We start from the raw sequence: 21828 nt of genomic DNA on the forward strand, positions 1-21828 counted from the left end.
CCAGCTGGCTCAATGACAGTGGCGCTAATTCTGTCCATTTTATACGGAGTAATCCGAACTGGGAAATTAGAAGTAATTTTGAACCTATGGGCAATAGTTGGAATTTCATTGTTAGTGTTAGCCATTCATGAGCTAGGACATGTAGTATTTGGTGTAATAGGTGGTTTAACATTTAAATTTATGACAGTAGGACCCATTACTATTCAAAAAGAAAAGGGAAAATTACGCATTCGAGAAAATAAATTATGGGCGTACTTTGGAGGTGTTGCAACATTAGTACCACCTTCTATAGAGACACCGAATCTTTCGAAAAAGTGGGCGTGGCTCACTTTAGGTGGACCGATTACGAGTTTACTATTTGGTATTACTTCCGGTTACATATACATGGTGAGTTATTATCAATATCTTTTATATTTTTCCTTTTTCCATTTTGCAATCTTTGCGGTTACAATTGTGCCGATAAAAGGAATGCTTATGAGTGATGGGATGCAATTTCTTATTTTAATTAAAGATGATGAAAGAGCTAGAAATCACTTATATGAGATTCAAATATCGAGTGAGTTATTTAGTTATAAAAGACCGAAAGATTGGGATGAAAGATTAGTAGAACTTAGTGAGGAGAAAATAAAAGAGAATAAAGGGATAAGGGAGATAATGAGTAGACTTATGCTCGTCTTTTTTGCTCGTGCAGATCAAGAGGGAATGGAAAGAGCGATACCGTATATAGAACGAATTGTTCAATTACCTGTAACGAAAGAAAATAAGTTTTTCGTTAGTAGTTTTCATAGTTGGTACCTTTTATATAAAGCCCTTTATCAGATGGATAGTCTTTCTTTGCAAGAAGCAAAGGAACATGCAAAGGCTATTACAAAAATGGACCTAAGTGGATATTACCGTACACAAGGGATTATTAAATATGTAGAGGGCAATATGGAAGCGTCCCGTACTTATATGAAGAAAGCCGATCAAGAATTAAAGAGCGCCGAGAAGAGTGAGATGGGATATTTACAATTAGAAAGAGAATGGTTTAAGCAGCTGAAAGAGAGGGTATCTTACGATGGGTGAGGTATCCTCTTTTTTATATGTCATCTTATGCCGTTCCATAAACAGCCTAGGGCGAGTAAAATGAGATAAGAAGAGCAAAGCTTGGAGGAAGTAAATATGGAAATTTTATCAATTATTTTGATAGTCTTGCTCATTTATGTTGTTTTTAAAGTAGCATATGTAGCATTAAAGATACTCGCGATCCTATTGATTATCTTTTTAATCGTAGAGTTCGGCAGTAAGTTGCTTGGGGGATAGGGTATGTTGTACGTTTTGGATGTCTAAGGTTGTCGTTAAATCGATATCTTGTGCCGAATCGTTGATATAATGAAAAAATCGTTGATATAAGTGGAGAAACGATCGATATATTTGAAAAATCGTTGATATATTTAAGTGAATACGAAGTGGGGTATGTGGAAAAGAAGTTGCCGTTGGGTAGCTTCTTTTTATTGTAGTGCCGGTGTATGCAAACCAACATAAAAAAGCTGGAAGAATTCCTTCCAGCTTAAGAGTTACTTTCAATTTGGCGACCGCTATCTTCTTCATTGTCTTGTAATAGGTTGAATACGTCTGCTAAGCAGAATGCAATGAACCAAGTCCATAGACCGTGGAAGAAAGCTGAGCTTAATTGAAGTGGTAATGTATAGTTTGTCATTGAGTAGGAAATACATCCACCAACGATTCCAATCATTGTTAATAACATTGTTTTCTGAGCATTTTCTTCTGGATTGAAGAGGAAGTAAATGTATCCGCCTAAAATTGAAGCGCTTACAAGTGTTTCGATTCCATTAAAAATGATATTCTCTCCAAGCTGTGTGTTTGTCCAGAAACAAATCGTACCGCCGATAATAGCAAACAGGACAGCTATTGTATATCGTATATATTGATTCATATGTTCATCTCCCTATGTAATAAGATGATTTGGAAGTCAAAAAGGTAGGTATAGTATATTGAAGTGAGTTTTAATTGTACGTATCTTTTTATAAAAAGATCATTGAAGAGTAACTAAGATGATCGGTTGTTTAAACCGTTACGTGTATGGTGTCTGAAATATACCCGACTGCTCGTTTCTTTTTGCTTGTAAAATAAGAGAAACTTCCAAGTCTATATACTCTTTTTTTGTGAGTCTGCTTTCATTATAACACATTTAGGGACATAATAATAGAATTATCTGATTTTGTAATAAGTGTAAAAAATAAAAAGCGTAAGGAAATACCATTAACAATGCAGTTTAGTGGAAGAAGGATTTTAATTTATTATGATGAAATATGTAATCAAGGTGAGATCTAAGAAGGAGGCTTAAATACAATAAAAAATGTTTTGTAGCATGAATGTAAGGGAGGGGAGCTAACTTGGAGATCACAACAGAAAGATTAATAATTAGACCTTTTAAGAGTACTGATTTACAGGATGTATTTGCTATTTATAATAATGATGATACATGTAAGTTCCTATTACATAATAAGTGGACTCATGAAGACATGCAGAAAAGATTTAATAAGAAGCTAGCAAACAATGCACTTACTGAAGAATCAATATTAAGTTTGGCAGTTATATACAAGACTAAAGTAGTTGGTGACTTATCCGTATGGTACACAAATATGAAGGATACTGTTGAGATTGGTTATAGTTTTTCAAATGAAGTAGTTGGAAGAGGTTTGGCAACAGAAGCAGTAAGTAGTTTGGTGTTTAAATTATTTAATGAATGTAATGTACATCGTATACAAGCTAATCTTGATGCACGTAATACAGCTTCAAAAAAATTGTGTGAACGAATAGGTATGAGAAAGGAAGCTCATTTCATACAAGATTTTTGGAATAAAAATGAATGGACAGATAGTTTTGTATATGGAATGTTATCCTCCGATTTGTAGTAATAAACTTCGTGATTTTATTATGCTAAAGGGTGCGTTAGTTGAATAACAAAGGGCATAACATAGTATATATGACTAATATGTTATGCCCTTTAATGTATTAACCTTTTTTATATACGTTTGAAACGGCCGACAATTTCAACTGTTTCAGTAATGTTCATAAATGCTTTGTTATCCACTTGACGGATAATACGTTTCATTTCGCCTAACTCATAGCGAGTCACGACAGTGTAAATCATTTTTTTCTTATGGTTTGTATAGCCGCCGACAGCGTCTACCATTGTCACCCCGCGTATGCCGTGATGTAGTAGTGCGCTTTTTATTTCCTCGCCTTTTTCTGTAATAGTCATTATCGTTAATTTAATATGTTTCGTATGCACAGCATCGATAACTTTGCTGACTACAAATCGACTAATTAACGTATAAAGTGTAATATCCCATCCGAAAATAAAACCTGCTGCGACAAGTAAGATTAAGTTGAATACAAATATGATTGCTCCAATTGAAACATCTCGATATTTTGCTACAATCAATCCAACAACATCAAAACCACCTGTTGAAGAAGCAAATCGGAATATAATTCCTGAAGCTGCTCCGCAGATAACACCACCGAATACAGAAGAAAGTAAAATATCGTCTGAAACTTGGTGTACCGGGATAATATTCATCGCTAAAGATGACACAGCTACAAAGTACGCTGTTAAAAAGGTTGTCTTCTTGCCTAAGTAAAAGTGACTTAAAATAAGAAGAGGAATGTTTAGTAAAAAGATAAGTGCACCGATATTGTAGTGCATTAAATAACCGATAATCATCCCTACACCAGCGAATCCACCGCTAATCATATTATGCGGGATAAAAAACATATTCATAGAAATTGCATACAAAATAGAAGCTATAAAAATAACAACCAACTGTATCATAAATTCTAAATGAAATGTTTTAGCTGCTGGGAAGGATAAAAAGGCGGTGTCGGGAACGTAATCGGCGTCTCCTAGTTGACCCATAGTATGTTTCATCTCCATATTCATTTTTGATTACAAGAAGAGAATAAAGGTTTTTTCAAAAACTGGCAATAGTTTTATTATAATGCAAAAATTTTATAAATTTCTAATAAATCAAGCCTATTCATTGATGTGCGTGAATATACTAAAGAAAGCGAATACAACGTTTCTTAATTATTGTTTTCTTGAGAAAATATGCAAAATACTTTTTTTGAAAATAAAAGGAAATAGAGAATGTTTGCCTAATGTGCTAAAATGACCTTATTAAGGATGTGAAGCGATGGAATTTTTATTGCAGGATGCAATTTTATATATATCGTTTGTAACGACGGCACTTTGTTTATTAGAAGTTTTCTTCCTTGCTAATGTTTCTCGCTTTGTGCGTCAACAAGCATCAAGCGGTAGACAAAGAGCTTTTGCGTTAGTTGATACATGTGAAGATAGTGCGGGAAATGTACCGCTATTTTCTATTTTTTATAAATATGGAATGATTCGTTCTGTACGTAGACAAGAATCAAGTGAAGAGAATGATGAGGTCGGTCCGTATACACCAATGTTTCGCTAAATAATTACGAAACATTGGAGGAATGAACATGTTAAAATCATACCGAGCTGTGCTCGTTAGTTTATCATTATTACTTGTTTTATCTGGCTGCAGTAATGCAGTCCCAATTGATGCACATAGTACTGGGATTTGGGATCATTATTTCGTATATCCAATCTCGTTTATGATTCAATTTGTTGCTCATCATATACCTGGAGCTAGCTTTGGGATTGCAATCATTATTATGACGCTCGTTATTCGTTCAGCAATGATTCCATTAGCTGTTTCACAATATCGTAGCCAAGCGAAAATGAAGAAAATGCAACCTGAATTGCAGAAGCTAAAGAAAAAGTACGGTGATGTAGGCAAAGATCTTGAAAAACAAAAGCAGTATCAAAAAGAAATGTCAGAGCTAATGAAATCAGGCGGTTGGAATCCACTTGCTGGTTGCTGGCCAATTTTTATACAAATGCCGATTTTCTCTGCTTTGTATTATGCGATTAGCAGAACGGAAGAGATTCGCACATCTTCTTTTTTATGGGTGAACTTAGGACATGCAGATCCATATCATATATTACCGATTATTGCAGCGTTAACGACATTTATTCAGATGAAAGTTTTCCAATCTAATATTACACCTGGAGAACAAGTACAGATGCTAAAGATACAGCAAATTATGATGCCGGCAATGATTCTATTTATGGGGTTTGCGGCGCCATCAGGACTTGTATTGTACTGGATAACAGGTAACTTATTTACAATGACACAAACAATCGTATTAAGAAAAATAATGGAACGTGAAGAGTTACAATTACAAAAAGCATAGAGAAACACCGCTCATTATGAGCGGTGTTTTTTATTCGAAACGTTAAGGGAATTTTAAGAAACCAACATTACTATTGGCATTGTATACGAAAGTGTACATGCTTTAGAAATATGAAGGAGGAAATTTCCTATGAAGAAGAAAACAGTTGGGTATTTAGCGATTGCAGGTGCTTTATCATTCGGAATCATTGGAGGAGTCGGTATTCCGGCATTCGCGGCAACGAATACTCCAGCAGCTGAACAGTCTACAAAAACGGCGAAAAAGGATTTGGATGACGCTACAAAACAAAAAGTAAAAACAATTATGGACGATACAAAGAAACAGTTAGAGAAACTAGGTGTAAAGCTTCCGGAGAAAGAGAAGCGTAAAGACATGTTTGCAGGATTAGATGATCAGGCGAAAGCAAAAGCGAAGTCGATTTTAGAGCAAAAGAAATCTGGAAAATTAACGCATGAGCAAGCAAAAGAGGAATTAACAAGAAGTCGATTTTAGAGCAAAAGAAATCTGGAAAATTAACGCATGAGCAAGCAAAAGAGGAATTAACAAAGYTAGGCGTGAAAATGCCGGAGAAAGGTAARCATGGAGACATGTTTGCTAACTTAGATGAACAGGCGAAAGAGAAAGCGAAGTCGATTTTAGAGCAAAAGAAATCTGGAAAATTAACGCATGAGCAAGCAAAAGAAGAATTAACAAAATTAGGTGTGAAACTTCCAGAAAAAGAGAAGCGTGAAGACATCTTTGCGGGATTAGATGAAGCAACAAAAACAAAAGCAAAAGCGATTTTAGACAATGAAAAGAAACAATTAGAGGAATTAAATGTGGATCTTCCGCATCACAAGTTTTTTATGAAAAAAGAAGATAAATAATTGATTTATGTATCTTTCGTGGGGCAACCGGAAGGTACATGCGAGGACCGATTTCTACTTATAGAAATCGGTCTCTTTTAATGATTCAATAAGATTCTTTTCATTGTTAGTATGTATCCGAAGACGCAGTAGAAGATTGCAAAACCGATAAACACTTCCGTATATTGATATTTACCCAATACGTAGAAGGAAACAGCTGGTATAATAGCTATCGCTAAAATGCTATAAACAGGATACTTGTTTCGATACATGATAGCGAATAGAACAGAGAGAAACGTAGCGATGATACAAAAGACAGCAATCATTATTGGTACACCTCCTAAATGAATTATACCATTTTTAGGGAATTAGAGAGGTTTTGTATCTTCTGTTATAATATAAGAAGAGAAATATTTCCTATGTTATATAAAAAAATATATTGATTTTTTCTAACAATTCAATATAATGAACAATAACTACAAAATTCGACATCAAGAAGTGATGATGAGGACACGATTAATTTTTTACGATTCCCAGAGAGGGAAGCCTTTGGCTGTGAGCTTCCTAATACGGAAAAATAGATTACCACCTCTGAACTGCAGCAGTGAACGAACATCTAGTAATTGCTTGCCGGCAAAAACCGTTATTTAGACTTGAGAAATTGGTGAAGTGTGTTACTTTGCGAATTGAAACAAGGGTGGAACCACGAATACAACACTCGTCCCTTTTTTAGGGAGGAGTGTTTTTTTATTTCATTTTTGCATCACACTAGAATTGGAAGGAGGATACGCAGCATGCATCATGATGAGAAGAACAAAATTGGTTTAACAGTAGCACTTTCTATCGTAGTAGGAACGATTATCGGGTCTGGTGTATTTATGAAACCAGGAAGCGTATTAGATTACTCAGGGAGTTCTAATATGGCCATTCTTGCTTGGGTAATTGGTGGTCTGTTGACGTTAGCGAGTGGTTTAACAGTAGCCGAAATTGGAGCGCAAATCCCGAAAAATGGTGGGTTGTATACGTATTTAGAGGAGATTTACGGAAGTTTTTGGGGATATTTATCAGGCTGGATGCAAACAATTGTTTATGGACCAGCTATTATCGGAACATTAGGTTTATACTTTAGTTCTTTAATGATTAATTTTTTCTATTTAGATAAAGTGTGGAATTTACCAATCGCAATCGGAACAGTTGTGTTCCTTGGCTTTGTAAATAGTATGGGAACAAAATACGGAGGTATCGTTCAAACAATCACGACAATTGGGAAAATGATTCCGATTGTATTAATTGTCGTGTTAGGTTTTTGGAAAGGAAACAGTGATATTTTTAACGTAGTAGTGCCGATATCAGAAAATCAAAGTATCGGTATGGCAATTTTAGCAACGTTATTTGCTTATGACGGCTGGATTTTACTTGCTTCGATTGGTGGAGAAATGAAGAATCCAACAAAGTTATTACCGAAAGCAATGACAGTTGGGATTTTAATTGTAACAGCTGCATACGTATTAATTAACTTGGCGTTATTAAATGTATTACCAGCAGCGAAAATTGTAGACCTTGGAGAAAATGCAACAGCGACAGCTGCTGGTATGTTACTTGGAGAATATGGTGGGAAAATTATTAGTATCGGTATTATCGTTTCTATTTTCGGTTGTTTAAATGGAAAGATTTTAACGTTCCCACGTATTCCAATGTCTATGGCAGAACGTGGACAACTTCCATTTGCTAAGTTTATTGCAAAGGAAAGTCCGAGATTTAAAACACCAGCAAATGCGATTACTGTTGAAATCATTTTAGGAATTATTTTAATGATTATTAGTGATCCAAATAAGCTATCTGAGATTTCCGTATTCATTATTTATATTTTCTATGTAATGACGTTTATTGGTGTCTTCATTTTAAGGAAACGTAATAAGAATAAAGAGCGTGCATATAGTGTACCGTTATTCCCAATCGTACCAATCGTTGCGATTTTAGGTTCGTTCTTTGTAATCGGTAGTGCGATTATTAATGATCCGGTAAGTTGTTTCTTATCAATTGGAATTGTCTTTACGGGACTTCCGGTGTATTGGTACTTGAATAAGAAGAAAGAAACAGAATGATGGAAGGGTAGGCGTATAATACGCCTACCTTTTTTACTGTAAAAAAATTGTACTTGCGTCCACTTTCTGTTTTGGTTACTATAGTCGTAGTAACCAAAACAGAAAGCGTGGGGAAAGACTTGAATTTTCGTGTTTATATTTTAGCTATCGCGGCTTTCGTAGTCGGAACGGTTGAGCTAATTATAGGAGGAACGCTCGATTTAGTTGCCAATGATTTAGGAGTATCTATTAGCGCAGCTGGTCAGCTTATAACAATATTTTCGGTAGTATTTGCTTTGTCAGGTCCAGTTTTATTAGCTTTGACAGGGAAGTTTGAAAGAAAAACATTGTATGTTGGAGCATTATCGATTTTCTTAATCGGAAATATTATTTCGGCATTTAGTGTGAATTACGGAATGCTAATGTTCTCAAGGGTTATTTGTGCGGCGAGTGGTTCATTAATTATTGCACTATCGGTAACACTTGCTTCTAGTGTAGTAGAACCGCATTTTCGTGCGCGTGCAATTGGAATCATTTTTATGGGAATTAGTGGATCACTTGTACTTGGAGTACCGCTCGGTCTTGTACTCGGAAATGCATACGGATGGCGTGCGCCATTTGTATTGATTTCAGTATTAACAGTTATGGCAATTGCTTGTATTTCATTGTTCTTAACGAAAGTACCACCGACATCGGTATTATCAATAAAAGAACAACTTGCTACTTTAAAAGATAAAAAAATTGTAAGTGCACAGTTAACATCATTTTTGTTTTTAACGGGGCATTTAACATTGTATGCATATTTAACACCGTTTTTAAAAGATGTTATGAATGTTGAAGCAAATTGGATTAGTGTGTTTTACTTCATTTTCGGAATCGCAGCAGTAATCGGCGGTGGATTCGGTGGATGGCTTGCTGATAAATGGGGATCGAAGAAAAGTATTATCTCGATTATTATCGTATTTGCATGTGCAATCTTCATGTTGCCATTAATGACATTCTCATTCCCACTCTTCATCATTATGATGGGACTTTGGAGTATGCTGAGCTGGGCGATTTCACCAGCACAGCAAAATTATTTAATTGACATTGCACCGGAATCAGCTGGTATCCAGCAAGGTTTAAATAACTCTGCGCTTCATTTAGGAATTGCACTCGGTTCAACAGTAGGCGGAGTTGTTATTGAAAAATCATCTGTTATATATAACGCTTGGGTAGGCGGTGGCTTTATTATATTAGCACTGCTTTGCGCGATTTTCTCGATTACGAGAGGACGCTCTACTCAGTTTGCGAAAGAAGAATCTATCGTTTGATAGGTTCTTTTTTTTATTTGTAAAAAATTGCAGGTTTTAGTAGATAAATGGAGAAAGGGTGTATAGCGAGGTGAGGTATATGTATACGAATTTTTCAATTATTGGTCTTCTAATTTCAATGCTCCCTTTGTTTCTTATTATTCTTGCACTTAGATGGGTTCGTTTCATCTATAAAAATTCAGAGAAACAGGTAGAGCAAAATGAGAAAATCATTGAGCTGTTGATGGAGATAAAGGAACAAAACGAAAAGGAGTCTAAGTGAAAAACTAGACTCCTGTTTATTATTTAATTAGTATCTTAACTTCATCAACAAACTCTTAATTTCCTCATCTTCCATAAAGAGATCATGGTGTTTTTGAGTAATCTTTGCAAGTGCAACGTCGTGATAGAAAAATTCTGTAAAGAACTTTACGAAAGGTTGTGACATTGTTTTCATCGCTTGCCATGACTCTTGTTCTACGCCAGCAAATAAAATTTCACGATCGTCAACGATGAGTAGCAAGTAGCGCTCTAATGCATTAGGCTCTTCAGCTGGGATTAGAAAATGCATGTTTTCTAAGTCTGTTTCTACTTCTCCAACAATAAGGGATTCAATTTGAACACCTTGTTTTGCTTTTTGTTCTAGTAAAGGAAGATATTCTAAAAGAGTATCATTCCAAGCTGAAATACGGATTGATTCTTTTGCACTTTCAATGAGTTCTTTACTTTGAACTCGAATAGAAGATTGCATCTTTAAGCTCCAAACACGGTCATCTGTAAATGATTTTTTTGATATATTTGTTTCCAGTTCCTTAATATTTGATTGAAATTCTGTCGTTAATTTTTCAATTGCTAGCTTTAGTGGTAATGCTGTATACAATTTTTTCTTTTCTGAAACAGAATCCATTACCATTCCTTTATCGATTAGGCGTGCTAGTACTTCATATATTTTTGCTTTTGGAACACCTGAATGCTTCACAATTGTTGTAGCATCTAATGGTTCATTGCTTGATACGACAACTTCATAAGCTTGGCTTTCATATTGTGAGAAACCGAATTTTTGTAACATAGTTCCCTCCGAACGAATGAGATTATATTTTAAGGATAATGAACTATTTGTTTTTGCACAAGTGGTAGTCCGTTTTCTAATTGTATTAAGGTGAGAATTAATTTCAATTTTTTAATTTTATCTATTATACTTAATATAATGATTAATAATATTTCAATTTAATGCGAAGGGGATGCTGGGGGGAAGATGTTAAGAAGTTTACGTTTAAAAATTGCGGTAGTGTTTTCAGTACTTATTTCTATGATGTTCGTAATATTGGGTACAGCTGTGTATCAATTACAGAAAGAAAAGGAAGTGCGTTCCTTAGACGAGTATTCTCAAAATGCGATGGATCTTGTGACAGAGCAACTTACGACATTTGTTCAAAGAACGGATGAAGATATGGGGTATTACGCGAACAGTGAGATGATTCGTAATATGCTTCAAGGTGGGGTTACTCCAGAAGAGGAAGCGTTTTTAACGAAAGAGTTTGCGGAGTATAAAAAGAATCATCCTGGTATTTTAGATTTATATATTGGTACGAAAGATAAAAAAACATTAAGTGCCAATCTTGCTGAAGGTGGGCAAGTGCCAGAAGGATATGATCCAACGACAAGACCATGGTATAAAGATTCAGAGGCTGATGTAAAAAAGGTCCATTGGGGACAACCTTCTTATGAAATTGCAACAGGAAAGTTAAGTGTAGGTGTTTCTAAAGCAATTACAGCTCAAGATGGATCTGTATTAGGCGTTGTTGCGATGGATGTATCGCTTGGGACGATTCAGAAGTTGCTTCACAATATTCAATATAATAATGACGGAGAAATGTTTATTATAAATGATAAAAATATGGCTCTTGTTTATCCAGAAAAGATAGGGAAAGATGTTTCTAAAGAGCCACTTATAAAGAGCTTAAATAAAGAGGTAACAAAATATGCGGTCACTACAATAAAAGGTGAAGATGTAGTTGTTTATAGTCAATCATTTGATACGATGAAATGGACGATAGGAATCTTTTATCCGAAAGAAACGATCGATGGGCTATTAAATAGTACGAGAAATACAGTCATTATGATGGCGTGTATTAGTTTATTAGTTGGAATCGTAGCTTCCTACTTGTTCTCAAGAAGATTAGCAAGACCACTGCAATTATTAAAGAATCACGTTCAAAAAGTAGCAGAAGGGGATTTAACGCTGCGAATGAAGGTGACAAGTAAAGATGAAGTTGGAGAGTTGACGAAGCACTTTAATGATATGGTTGAACAAATGAATGAAATGGTAAGTAAAATTAAAAACAGCGTATCAACAGTGCAACAATCAACGAATAGTTTACATTATTTAACGAACGAAACAGTAGCGGCTAGTAGAGAAGTTTCCGGAGCAATGGATGATGTGAGCGGGGGAGCTTCTACTCTTGCGAATAGTGTGGATGAAGTTTCAGCTCAGCTCGAGAATATGGCAGAGTCAGTGGAACAAATGAATAGCTCCGTTGGTGAAATAAAAGGAGTGACTGGCAAAGCGGAAGAGGCATCTAAGCAAGGATTAAATACAATGAGGAACTTAGTCCGTACGAGGGGACAATCATCTTCGATTGTTGTTCATACAGAAGAAGCATCAGATAAGTTAGAACAAAGAGTTGGATCGATTCAAAATGTTGTTGAGCTTATAAAAGGTATTTCGGAACAAACAAATTTACTTGCTTTAAATGCCTCGATTGAAGCTGCCCGTGCAGGTGAGCAAGGTAAGGGATTTGCGGTTGTTGCTGAAGAGGTTCGGAAATTAGCGGAACAATCAAAAGAGGCAACAGGAGAAATCACAACGATGATTGGTGATGTGCAATTAGAAGTAAAAAGGGTTGTAGAAGTTGTAAGTAAATTGAAAGACATTGCAGATGTGCAAAATAAAGTGACGACAGAGGCAGAAATGGAGTTCCGCACAATTATGTCAGTTGTAAATACGATTAGTACTTCAGTTGAAAAAATTGTAGAAGAGGTACATAACATAGGTTACGAGCAAGGAGAAATTACAGCGGTAATGCATACAATTGCTGGTACGAGTCAAGAAAGTGCAGCTGTTTCTGAAGAGGTACATGCTGCAACGGAATCACAGGTTAATCATCTAGAAAAGGTAGCCCACACGATGGAAAGTTTGACAGAGCATATGAAAGATTTAGAAAGATTAGTTGAGCAGTTTAAAGTGGAAGAGTAACATATTAGTAAAATGATGAGGATTTCGGTAAAATAGACAATGGATATATAAGAAGCGATTATAGGAGGAAGACTACTATGGCAATTGTTGACGTATCGATTATTCCGGTAGGAACAGGTAATCCAAGTGTTAGTGAATATGTAGCAGAAGTACAAAAGGTGCTAGAGAAAAATGCGGATCGCGTGAAGTATCAATTAACACCGATGAATACAATTATTGAAGGAGATCTTCCTGTCATTCTAGAAGTAATTCAACAAATGCATGAAGTTCCATATACGAAAGGTGCACAGCGTGTTGCAACAACGATTCGTATTGATGATCGTCGTGATAAAGTAAGCACAATGGAGAAAAAATTAAACTCTGTCCGATCAAAATTATAAGAAAAAGCAGCGATCTTCGCTGCTTTTTTCATATAGGAGGTAAATAAAATGAGTGAAAAGTTTAACGAGCAGTTTGACGGTTTACTAGAGAAATACACTGAGCTGTTACTTGGCGAGAGTAATGAAGAGCGAAAAGAACAGGTAAAGAAGTGGGCACTTTATTCTTACATAGCGAAGACGATGCCAGCTTTAGTGAAGCATTGGAATGAAACTTATCCAGATGCGAAAGAAGAGATGGTGCAGTTAATTACGGATATTAAAAGGCTGAATGAAGAGAAGCGAAATGAGAATTAAAAAACTTAGGTGATGCTACTTTAAGTTTTTCTTATTAATATCCTTATATAATTTACATGGAATATTAAGGGTTTTATAGGCATGTCGAATATTTTCGGTATGCCTATTTTTGCCCTAGTAAACCCGTTTTTTCTAAATGTCGAAAAATATTCCCTTCATATTTGCATGCGAGAATATAGGTTTTTAAATGTTTTTATAGTATTTTATAAATTATCTAAATAATTATTTGTATCCAATAATTTTAAACAGTGATATAATTTTGAAGAGGGGTAAAAAACAGATAAATTACAGTCATAGGGGTGAATTACATGGAACAATTAATGCGAAATTCGTTTCTTTTCTTATCTAAAAATAAAGCGCTAACAAAACTGGCTAAAAAGTACGGTTTACGCTTTGGTGCAGGTCGCTTCGTCGCAGGGGAGACGATTGAATTAGCGACAGCTGCCATTCAGGCATTAAATAAGCAAGGTCTTTGTGTAACAATCGATTATTTAGGTGAATTCGTTGATAATGAAGCGGAAGCAAATGAAATGGCTAACCAATCGATTGAAGCGATCCGTGCAATTGGAAGAGAAGGTCTTGATTCGCAGCTTTCTTTAAAGATGACTTCTATGGGATTAGATATCTCTGATGAAATCGTAATGAACAATATGCGCCGTATTTTAGAAGCTGCAAAAGAAAATGGTGTGTTCGTTACCATTGATATGGAAGACTATACACGCTGTGGTAAAACAATTGATATCTTTAAACAATTAAAATCTGAATACGATAATATTGGTACTGTTATTCAAGCTTACCTATATCGTACAGAAAAAGATATTGAAGATTTAAATGCTTATAATCCTAATTTACGTCTTGTAAAAGGTGCTTATAAAGAACCTGAAGAAGTGGCGTTCCCGGATAAGAAAGATGTAGATGACAATTATAAAAAAATTATTAAAATGCACTTATTAAATGGAAATTATACTGCAATTGCTTCACATGATGAAGCGATTATTGAATATACAAAAAAACTTGCTGAAGAACACAACATTCCAAGGGATCAATTTGAATTCCAAATGTTATATGGTATTCGTAATGAGCGTCAACTTGAGCTAGTAAAAGAAGGTTACAAAATGCGTGTTTACGTACCTTATGGAAACGACTGGTATGGCTACTTCATGCGTCGTCTAGCAGAGCGTCCAGCAAACGTTGCGTTCGTATTAAAAGGTATGGTTAAAAAATAACCAAGGAGAAAATACTCCTTGGTTATTTTAATTGCTGAAATGCATAATGTGCCATTTTCTTCGTATCAGGATATAGTTGCGCGCGAGTAGAAGATAATACGACGTTAATGACGCGTTTACCGTCTTTTTCATCGACTGTTACGACTGTATATTTGCCAAGTGCTGATAGACCACTTTTACTTCCAATCGCATATGGATCGTCATATAGTTCTTCTCGTCCATAGTTTGCGATGTTTGGAGAGCGTTCTGAAGTATGTAGAGTTGTACGTGTTGAATTCATATATTCTAAAACAACTGGATACTTTAATGCTTCTTTCGTAATAATAGCAATGTCATATGGTGATACTTTATTCCCAATTGCATCAGCACCACTTGCATTCTTGAAAGTCGCATGCTTTGTACCAAGTTCCTTCGCTCTAGCATTCATCATCTTCACAAATTCATTTTTTGATCCTGCGATATGTTCTGCAATTGATTCAGCTATTGGATCTGCACTAATGATAAGCATAAGTTTTAATGCCTCATCACGCTTTAATTTTTCCCCAGCACGAAGTTTAATTTTCTTACTTTGACTTTCTGTTTTAATTGCGTTTTCTGTAACTGTAATTTCTTCATCTTCTTTTACATTCTCTAGTAAAAGAAGGGTTGTCATCATTTTGGCTATACTAGCCGGATAAGAACGTTCGTCTTCGCGTTTCCCATACAAAATTTCACCTGTGTCTGCATCGATTGTAACGCCATATTGCCCAGTAATCTTAGGTTGATCAGCTCTTACAGCTTGTTGCCTCTGTGCATAAGAGAAGAAAATCATCCCTGTAAATAGTGTAGCAATCATTACAATCATAACTATTGTTCGTTTCATCATCGTTCCCTCTTTTGTTTTCCATATGTACAAATAAATTGGGCAGAAAAAGCAGCCATTAATCATTATGCCACGTTCTCTGCCCAAAAATATAGCGTTATTTTTCGCCCATATTATGCTTCTTATATTGTTGATTATTACCTTGGCGTCCTTTTTCAACACCGTGATTATGCGGACCTGCATTTCCAGTTACACTAGCTGCACTAATTCCAGCCTTAGAGGGGTTCTTCTTAAGTTTTGCCATATATATTCCTCCAGTTTCGTCAGATTATAAAAAGGAAAAGTGCATTTAAACAAAGAAAATACACATGTATAGCATAGCCAAATGAAAGAAAAATATTTATTTCAGAAAATTTTATCAATAAATATATTGCGAAAATTTAAACAGTATCATATATTTATTAGTAGAGGCTCACTCATTGATTGCGACTTATGTCGAAAAATTGAATGAGCATTCATTCAAGAATAGGGGGAGAATTGGATGTTCCAAATTAAAAAGGCTGCTGTTCTAGGTTCAGGCGTAATGGGTTCAGGGATTGCGGCACACTTAGCTAATATTGGTATTCCGACATTATTGCTTGATATTGTACCACCTGCGCTAACAAAAGAAGAGGAAGCGAAGGGACTTACATTAGAACATAAAAGTGTGAGAAATCGTTTTAGTAATACGGCTGTGCAAAAATTATTAAAGCAAAAACCAGCTCCTCTGACAGTGAAAGGAAATTTAGCACTGATTGAAGCAGGTAACTTAGAAGATGATCTTGAGCGTCTAGCTGATGTAGATTGGATTATTGAAGTAGTAGTTGAAAACTTAGATATTAAAAAGAAATTATTTGAAAAAGTAGACGCTGTTCGTAAACCGGGTTCTATTGTAAGCTCGAATACGTCAGGCATCTCAGTTGAAAAAATGGCAGAAGGTCGTTCAGACGACTTCCAGAAACACTTCTTAGGCACACACTTTTTTAACCCACCACGATATTTAAAACTTCTAGAGGTAATACCGACGAAAGAAACAGATCCACAAGTATTAAGCTTCATGAAACTATTTGGCGAAGACGTTCTTGGAAAAGGCGTTGTTATCGCAAAAGACACACCAAACTTTATTGGAAACCGCATCGGTACGTACGGTTTATTAGTAACTCTTCAAGAGATGATAAAACGCGGCTATAGCATTGGGGAAGTTGATTCTGTAACAGGCCCACTTATTGGTCGTCCGAAGAGCGCGACGTTCCGTACATTAGATGTTGTCGGTTTAGATACATTCGTACACGTTGCAAATAACGTATATGAAAACGTACAAGAAGAAGAGCGTGATGTATTTAAAGTACCAGCTTTCATGCATGACATGCTTGAGAAAAAATGGCTTGGAAGTAAAACGGGTCAAGGCTTCTTCTTAAAACAAGGAAAAGAAATTTTAGAATTAAATCCTGAAACGATGGAATACGAAGCGCGTAAAAAATTAAAAGCTGCATCCGTAGAGTTAAGTAAACAAGAAAAAGGATTAGCGAATAAATTGAAAGCGCTTGTATACGCGAAAGACCGTGCAGGAGAGTTGTTATGGAACATCATTACACCAACTCTTTTATACTCTGCAAAACTTCATAAAGAGATTGCTGACGATATCGTTGCAATTGACCAAGCGATGAAGTGGGGCTTCGGCTGGGAGCAAGGGCCATTTGAAGTGTGGGATGCAATTGGTGTTGAAAAATCTGTTCAAAAGATGGAAGAAAACGGCGTAGTTGTTCCTACTTGGGTGAAAGAAATGTTAGAGAAAGGTTTCACTACTTTCTATAAACATGATAACGGCGATAGCTACTATTACGATAATGGCGAATATAAGCTAATCGAGCGTAATAAAAAAGCAATTTCTCTTAAGCAATTAAAAGCGAAAAATGGTGTATTAAAGAAAAATAGCGGAGCGAGCTTAATTGATTTAGGCGACGGCATCCTTTGCTTAGAGTTCCATTCGAAGAGCAATGCAATCGGTATGGATATTACGCAAATGATTAACTACGCTGTTGATGAAGTAGAAAAGAATTATAAAGGTCTTGTTATCGGTAACCAATCGAAGAACTTCTGCGTTGGTGCGAACCTAGCAATGATCTTAATGGAAGCACAAGACGACAATTACTTTGAAATTGAGTTGGTTGTGAAAAACTTCCAAGATGCAATGACGAAAATTAAGTACTCTTCTAAGCCAGTTGTAGCAGCACCATACGGTATGACGCTTGGCGGAGGTACAGAAGTTTGCTTACCAGCAGCTAGCATTCAAGCTTCTAGTGAAACGTATATGGGCTTAGTAGAAGTTGGTGTTGGCTTAATCCCTGGCGGAGGCGGTAATAAAGAGCTATACATTAAACACTTAAATAAAATGCCAAACGGTGTAGAGTTTGATCTGCAAAAAGTTGCGAATAAAGTGTTCGAATCTGTAGCGATGGCGAAAGTTTCTACATCAGCACAAGAAGCTGTATCGAACAACTTCTTAGGCGATAAAGACGGTATTAGTGTGAATGGTGATCACTTACTATATGATGCGAAACAGAAAGCACTTGCTTTATATGAAGCTGGCTATAAAGCACCGATTCGTAAAAAGATACCAGTTGTTGGTGAAACAGGATATGCAACTCTTGTACTTGGTGCAGAAGCAATGCATTTATCAGGTTACATTTCTGAACATGATCTTCACATTGCGAAGAAACTTGCATATGTCATTGCGGGCGGAAAAGTGCCGTACGGAACAGAAGTTGATGAGCAGTATTTATTAGATGTAGAACGTGAAGCATTTATTAGCTTAGTAAGTGAGATGAAATCACAAGCAAGAATGCAGCACATGCTTGTAAAAGGAAAGCCATTACGTAACTAATAACGAGGGGAGATATCGTTCATGAGAGAAGCTGTCATTGTTGCGGGAGCAAGAACACCAATTGGAAAAGCAAAGAGGGGTTCATTAAAAACAGTTCGTCCTGACGATCTAGGGGCGTTAGTAGTAAAGGAAACGTTAAAGCGTGCAAATTATGAAGGACCAATCGATGATTTAATTTTCGGTTGTGCGATGCCAGAAGCAGAACAAGGTTTAAATATGGCTCGTAATATCGGCGGACTAGCAGGACTTTCTTACGATGTTCCAGCTATTACAATTAACCGTTACTGTTCTTCTGGTTTACAAAGTATCGCTTACGGAGCAGAGCGCATTATGCTTGGTCACTCTGAAGCTGTATTATCAGGCGGAGCGGAATCAATGAGTTTAGTTCCAATGATGGGACACGTTGTTCGTCCGAATAGTCGCCTTGTAGAAGCGGCTCCGGAATATTATATGGGTATGGGACATACAGCAGAGCAAGTTGCTGTGAAATATGGAATTTCTCGTGAAGAGCAAGATGCATTTGCAGTAAGAAGTCATCAACGTGCTGCCAAAGCATTAGCGGCAGGAAACTTTGCTGATGAAACAGTATCTGTAGATGTGACGTTACGCTCGGTTGGCTCAAACAATAAACTGCAAGAAGAAACAATCATTTTCGCACAAGATGAAGGTGTAAGAGCAGAAACGTCGCTAGACATTTTAGGTAAATTACGTCCAGCATTTAACGTTCGCGGTTCTGTAACAGCTGGTAACTCTTCACAAATGAGTGACGGTGCAGCATCTGTACTATTAATGGATCGTGAAAAAGCAGTGAGCGATGGCATGAAACCGCTTGCGAAATTCCGTTCATTTGCAGTAGCTGGCGTACCACCAGAAGTAATGGGAATCGGCCCAATCGCTGCAATTCCAAAAGCATTAAAACTAGCTGGCTTAGAGCTATCTGATATTGGCTTATTCGAACTAAATGAAGCATTCGCTTCTCAATCAATTCAAGTTATTCGTGAACTTGGTTTAGATGAAGAAAAAGTAAACGTAAACGGTGGTGCAATCGCACTTGGACATCCACTTGGCTGTACAGGAGCAAAACTAACACTATCTCTTATTCACGAAATGAAACGCCGCAACGAACAATTCGGTATCGTAACAATGTGTATCGGCGGCGGAATGGGAGCAGCGGGAGTGTTTGAATTACTATAAAAAAAGTGGAAGCGGCTTGTTCAGAATGTGAGGGGGATGGAGCTTCAGACGTAGAGGCGCTCTTTGCCTCGTAGGAAGAAGCGAAGCCACCGAACATTCTAGCCGCTGGAACTGGATTATAAAAAAAGTGCAGGTGGCTCGCTCAGAACAGGAGGGCGTTGGAAGCCCTGACGAAGAGGCGCTTTTTGCCTCACAGGAAGGGGTGAAACGACCGACTGTTCTAGCCACTGGAACTGGATTATAAAAAAAGTGGAAGCGGTTCGCTCAGAACGAGACGACGCTAAAGCAAAGAATGGAAGCAACCAAGGTTTATAAAAAATAAAATTGAGAGCCAGCTTCTTTCAAAAAGAGAGAAGCGGCTCATGAAAATATGAAGGAGGAAATTTTCATGGAAAAAACAGTAGGAAATGCGGTTAAAGGCGGTAGCTTTTTAGTTGATGAGATTACGATTGATCAAGTGTTTACGCCAGAAGATTTTTCATCTGAGCATAAAATGATTGCAAAAACGACAGAGGACTTTATCGTAAATGAAGTTCTTCCAGAGCTTGAATATTTAGAACAACATGAGTTTGATCGTTCTGTTCGTCTTTTAAAAGAAGCTGGGGAGCTTGGTTTATTAGGCGCTGACGTACCAGAAGAGTACGGCGGAATTGGTCTTGATAAAGTAAGCTCAGCGTTAATCGCAGAGAAATTCTCTCGCGCTGGCGGCTTTGCAATTACTCACGGTGCTCACGTAGGTATCGGATCGTTACCAATCGTATTATTCGGTAACGAAGAGCAAAAGAAAAAGTATTTACCATTACTTGCAACTGGTGAGAAATTAGCTGCATACGCATTAACAGAGCCAGGTTCAGGATCTGACGCATTAGGTGCAAAAACAACTGCACGTTTAAATGCAGAAGGTACACATTATGTATTAAATGGTGAAAAACAATGGATTACAAACTCTGCATTCGCTGACGTATTTATCGTGTATGCAAAAATTGATGGAGAGCACTTCTCAGCATTTATCGTAGAGAAAGAATATGCTGGCGTATCTACAAGCCCAGAAGAAAAGAAAATGGGTATTAAATGTTCTTCAACTCGTACGTTAATTTTAGAAGATGCATTAGTACCGAAAGAAAACTTACTTGGTGAAATCGGTAAAGGTCATATTATCGCTTTCAACATTTTAAATATCGGCCGTTATAAATTAGGTGTTGGTACAGTTGGATCTGCGAAACGTGCAGTAGAAATTTCAGCACAATATGCAAACCAACGTCAACAGTTCAAGCAACCAATCGCTCGCTTCCCATTAATTCAAGAGAAACTTGCGAATATGGCAGCAAAAACATATGCAGCTGAAAGCTCTGTATATCGTACAGTAGGTTTATTCGAAAGCCGCATGAGCACATTATCTGAAGAAGAAGTAAAAGACGGTAAAGCAGTAGCAGCTTCTATCGCTGAATATGCAATCGAGTGCTCTTTAAACAAAGTATTCGGTTCTGAAGTATTAGACTATACAGTAGATGAAGGTGTTCAAATTCACGGTGGTTACGGGTTTATGGCAGAGTACGAGATTGAAAGAATGTACCGTGATTCTCGTATTAACCGTATTTTCGAAGGAACGAACGAAATTAATCGCCTAATCGTACCAGGTACGTTCTTACGTAAAGCGATGAAAGGTGAATTACCACTTCTTCAAAAAGCACAAAAATTACAAGAAGAGTTAATGATGATGATGCCAGAAGAAGTAGGCGATGAGCCATTAGCACTTCAAAAATATTTAGTAACTAACGCGAAGAAAATCGGCTTAATGGTAGCTGGATTAGCTGCTCAAAAATACGGTAAAGCATTAGATAAAGAGCAAGAAATTCTTGTGAATATCGCTGACATTGTAAGCAATCTATACGCAATGGAATCAGCTGTTCTTCGTACAGAAAAAGCAATCAAAACAACTGGTCTTGAAAAGAATAAACAAAAAGTGTTATACACTGAAGTATTCTGCCAAGAAGCATTTAACGAAATCGAAGCAGATGCGAAAGAAACACTTATCGCAGTTGAAAACGGCGACATGCTGCGCATGATGTTATCATCATTACGTAAATTAACTCGCCACACACCACTTAACGTAATTCCGAAGAAACGTGAAATCGCTGCGAAAATTTTAGAAGATGAGCGTTACACAGTTTAATAGATGAAAGAGAACCAGTAGCCGATTGGCTACTGGTTTTTTATTGCTGAATTCTTGAATAAAGCTGTTT

At 36.7% G+C, this 21828-nt stretch carries 21 protein-coding genes, 1 pseudogene and 1 other annotated feature; of the genes and pseudogenes, 16 read left to right on the forward strand and 6 right to left on the reverse strand.

The window, feature by feature from the left end; genetic code table 11:
- Positions 1 to 12 precede the first annotated feature (12 nt).
- Positions 13 to 1065, forward strand: coding sequence for a hypothetical protein (locus ASE54_RS16785; protein ID WP_002083694.1), 1053 nt, complete (start codon positions 13 to 15; stop codon positions 1063 to 1065).
- Between the two features lie 96 nt (positions 1066 to 1161).
- Complete coding sequence (locus ASE54_RS34575; protein ID WP_000404758.1) at positions 1162 to 1302, forward strand: DUF3985 family protein; 141 nt, start codon at positions 1162 to 1164, stop codon at positions 1300 to 1302.
- Between the two features lie 247 nt (positions 1303 to 1549).
- On the opposite strand, the gene ASE54_RS16790 is transcribed toward ASE54_RS34575, so the two are convergent.
- Positions 1550 to 1936 carry a DUF3938 domain-containing protein gene (locus tag ASE54_RS16790; protein WP_001077773.1) on the reverse strand — a complete coding sequence of 129 codons (387 nt, stop codon included), beginning with the start codon at positions 1934 to 1936 and terminating at the stop codon, positions 1550 to 1552.
- Between the two features lie 460 nt (positions 1937 to 2396).
- On the opposite strand from ASE54_RS16790, the gene ASE54_RS16795 reads away from it, so the two are divergent.
- On the forward strand, positions 2397 to 2918 hold the full coding sequence (locus ASE54_RS16795; protein ID WP_000406909.1) for a GNAT family protein: 522 nt from the start codon (positions 2397 to 2399) through the stop codon (positions 2916 to 2918).
- Positions 2919 to 3028: 110 nt separating this feature from the next.
- On the opposite strand, the gene ASE54_RS16800 is transcribed toward ASE54_RS16795, so the two are convergent.
- The gene (locus ASE54_RS16800) at positions 3029 to 3922 is read right to left on the reverse strand and encodes a YitT family protein (protein ID WP_000530044.1); all 894 of its coding nucleotides are present in this window, start codon (positions 3920 to 3922) and stop codon (positions 3029 to 3031) included.
- 277 nt (positions 3923 to 4199) lie between these two features.
- Between ASE54_RS16800 and ASE54_RS16805 the strand changes: the two genes are divergently transcribed.
- The 3 genes and pseudogenes from ASE54_RS16805 to ASE54_RS35830 all read left to right on the forward strand — a co-directional run bounded on the left by ASE54_RS16805 (position 4200) and on the right by ASE54_RS35830 (position 6155).
- Positions 4200 to 4484, forward strand: coding sequence for a hypothetical protein (locus ASE54_RS16805; protein ID WP_000394930.1), 285 nt, complete (start codon positions 4200 to 4202; stop codon positions 4482 to 4484).
- A gap of 28 nt (positions 4485 to 4512) precedes the next feature.
- The gene (yidC, locus tag ASE54_RS16810; RefSeq protein WP_000920546.1) at positions 4513 to 5289 is read left to right on the forward strand and encodes a membrane protein insertase YidC; all 777 of its coding nucleotides are present in this window, start codon (positions 4513 to 4515) and stop codon (positions 5287 to 5289) included.
- Between the two features lie 129 nt (positions 5290 to 5418).
- A pseudogene (locus ASE54_RS35830) lies at positions 5419 to 6155 on the forward strand (hypothetical protein).
- Positions 6156 to 6232: 77 nt separating this feature from the next.
- On the opposite strand, the gene ASE54_RS16820 reads toward ASE54_RS35830, so the two are convergent.
- Positions 6233 to 6460: a hypothetical protein gene (locus tag ASE54_RS16820; RefSeq protein ID WP_000562246.1), complete on the reverse strand. Its 228-nt coding sequence runs from the start codon at positions 6458 to 6460 to the stop codon at positions 6233 to 6235.
- A 166-nt stretch (positions 6461 to 6626) separates the two neighbouring features.
- Positions 6627 to 6863, forward strand: a binding site (T-box leader).
- A 65-nt stretch (positions 6864 to 6928) separates the two neighbouring features.
- Between ASE54_RS16820 and ASE54_RS16825 the strand changes: the two genes are divergently transcribed.
- The 3 genes from ASE54_RS16825 (at position 6929) to ASE54_RS16835 (ending at position 9793) form a co-directional block, all read left to right on the forward strand.
- Positions 6929 to 8239, forward strand: coding sequence for an amino acid permease (locus tag ASE54_RS16825; RefSeq protein ID WP_000546306.1), 1311 nt, complete (start codon positions 6929 to 6931; stop codon positions 8237 to 8239).
- A 47-nt stretch (positions 8240 to 8286) separates the two neighbouring features.
- Positions 8287 to 9531, forward strand: coding sequence for an MFS transporter (locus ASE54_RS16830; protein ID WP_103656261.1), 1245 nt, complete (start codon positions 8287 to 8289; stop codon positions 9529 to 9531).
- Between the two features lie 79 nt (positions 9532 to 9610).
- Positions 9611 to 9793 carry a hypothetical protein gene (locus ASE54_RS16835; protein ID WP_000288473.1) on the forward strand — a complete coding sequence of 61 codons (183 nt, stop codon included), beginning with the start codon at positions 9611 to 9613 and terminating at the stop codon, positions 9791 to 9793.
- 27 nt (positions 9794 to 9820) lie between these two features.
- Here the strand turns inward: ASE54_RS16835 and ASE54_RS16840 are convergent, their stop codons facing one another.
- Entirely contained in the window at positions 9821 to 10579 is a 759-nt protein-coding gene (locus ASE54_RS16840) for a TrmB family transcriptional regulator (protein WP_000939479.1), read from the reverse strand.
- Between the two features lie 186 nt (positions 10580 to 10765).
- On the opposite strand from ASE54_RS16840, the gene ASE54_RS16845 reads away from it, so the two are divergent.
- The 4 genes from ASE54_RS16845 (at position 10766) to ASE54_RS16860 (ending at position 14666) form a co-directional block, all read left to right on the forward strand.
- Positions 10766 to 12766, forward strand: coding sequence for a methyl-accepting chemotaxis protein (locus tag ASE54_RS16845; protein ID WP_000946370.1), 2001 nt, complete (start codon positions 10766 to 10768; stop codon positions 12764 to 12766).
- A gap of 77 nt (positions 12767 to 12843) precedes the next feature.
- Positions 12844 to 13146, forward strand: a complete 303-nt coding sequence (locus ASE54_RS16850; protein WP_001018860.1) for an MTH1187 family thiamine-binding protein — start codon at positions 12844 to 12846, stop codon at positions 13144 to 13146.
- Between the two features lie 48 nt (positions 13147 to 13194).
- Positions 13195 to 13440, forward strand: coding sequence for a YusU family protein (locus ASE54_RS16855; RefSeq protein ID WP_001290589.1), 246 nt, complete (start codon positions 13195 to 13197; stop codon positions 13438 to 13440).
- 308 nt (positions 13441 to 13748) lie between these two features.
- Positions 13749 to 14666 carry a proline dehydrogenase gene (locus tag ASE54_RS16860; protein WP_000436780.1) on the forward strand — a complete coding sequence of 306 codons (918 nt, stop codon included), beginning with the start codon at positions 13749 to 13751 and terminating at the stop codon, positions 14664 to 14666.
- A gap of 22 nt (positions 14667 to 14688) precedes the next feature.
- Here ASE54_RS16860 and ASE54_RS16865 read toward each other — a convergent pair whose 3' ends face one another.
- Both ASE54_RS16865 and ASE54_RS34595 read right to left on the reverse strand, forming a co-directional pair.
- Positions 14689 to 15528, reverse strand: a complete 840-nt coding sequence (locus ASE54_RS16865; RefSeq protein ID WP_000831456.1) for a serine hydrolase — start codon at positions 15526 to 15528, stop codon at positions 14689 to 14691.
- A gap of 97 nt (positions 15529 to 15625) precedes the next feature.
- Positions 15626 to 15772 (reverse strand): YuzL family protein, encoded by a 147-nt coding sequence (locus tag ASE54_RS34595; RefSeq protein WP_001096344.1) that lies wholly within the window; start codon positions 15770 to 15772, stop codon positions 15626 to 15628.
- Between the two features lie 237 nt (positions 15773 to 16009).
- Between ASE54_RS34595 and ASE54_RS16870 the strand changes: the two genes are divergently transcribed.
- The 3 genes from ASE54_RS16870 to ASE54_RS16880 all read left to right on the forward strand — a co-directional run bounded on the left by ASE54_RS16870 (position 16010) and on the right by ASE54_RS16880 (position 21758).
- Positions 16010 to 18391 carry a 3-hydroxyacyl-CoA dehydrogenase/enoyl-CoA hydratase family protein gene (locus tag ASE54_RS16870; protein WP_000486369.1) on the forward strand — a complete coding sequence of 794 codons (2382 nt, stop codon included), beginning with the start codon at positions 16010 to 16012 and terminating at the stop codon, positions 18389 to 18391.
- Positions 18392 to 18412: 21 nt separating this feature from the next.
- The gene (locus tag ASE54_RS16875; protein ID WP_001206329.1) at positions 18413 to 19585 is read left to right on the forward strand and encodes an acetyl-CoA C-acetyltransferase; all 1173 of its coding nucleotides are present in this window, start codon (positions 18413 to 18415) and stop codon (positions 19583 to 19585) included.
- A gap of 370 nt (positions 19586 to 19955) precedes the next feature.
- Positions 19956 to 21758 carry an acyl-CoA dehydrogenase family protein gene (locus tag ASE54_RS16880; protein WP_002008874.1) on the forward strand — a complete coding sequence of 601 codons (1803 nt, stop codon included), beginning with the start codon at positions 19956 to 19958 and terminating at the stop codon, positions 21756 to 21758.
- The last annotated feature ends 70 nt before the right edge of the window (positions 21759 to 21828 follow it).

The organism is Bacillus sp. Root131 (assembly GCF_001429475.1).
In the GTDB taxonomy this organism is placed as follows: Bacteria; Bacillota; Bacilli; order Bacillales; family Bacillaceae_G; genus Bacillus_A; species Bacillus_A thuringiensis_S.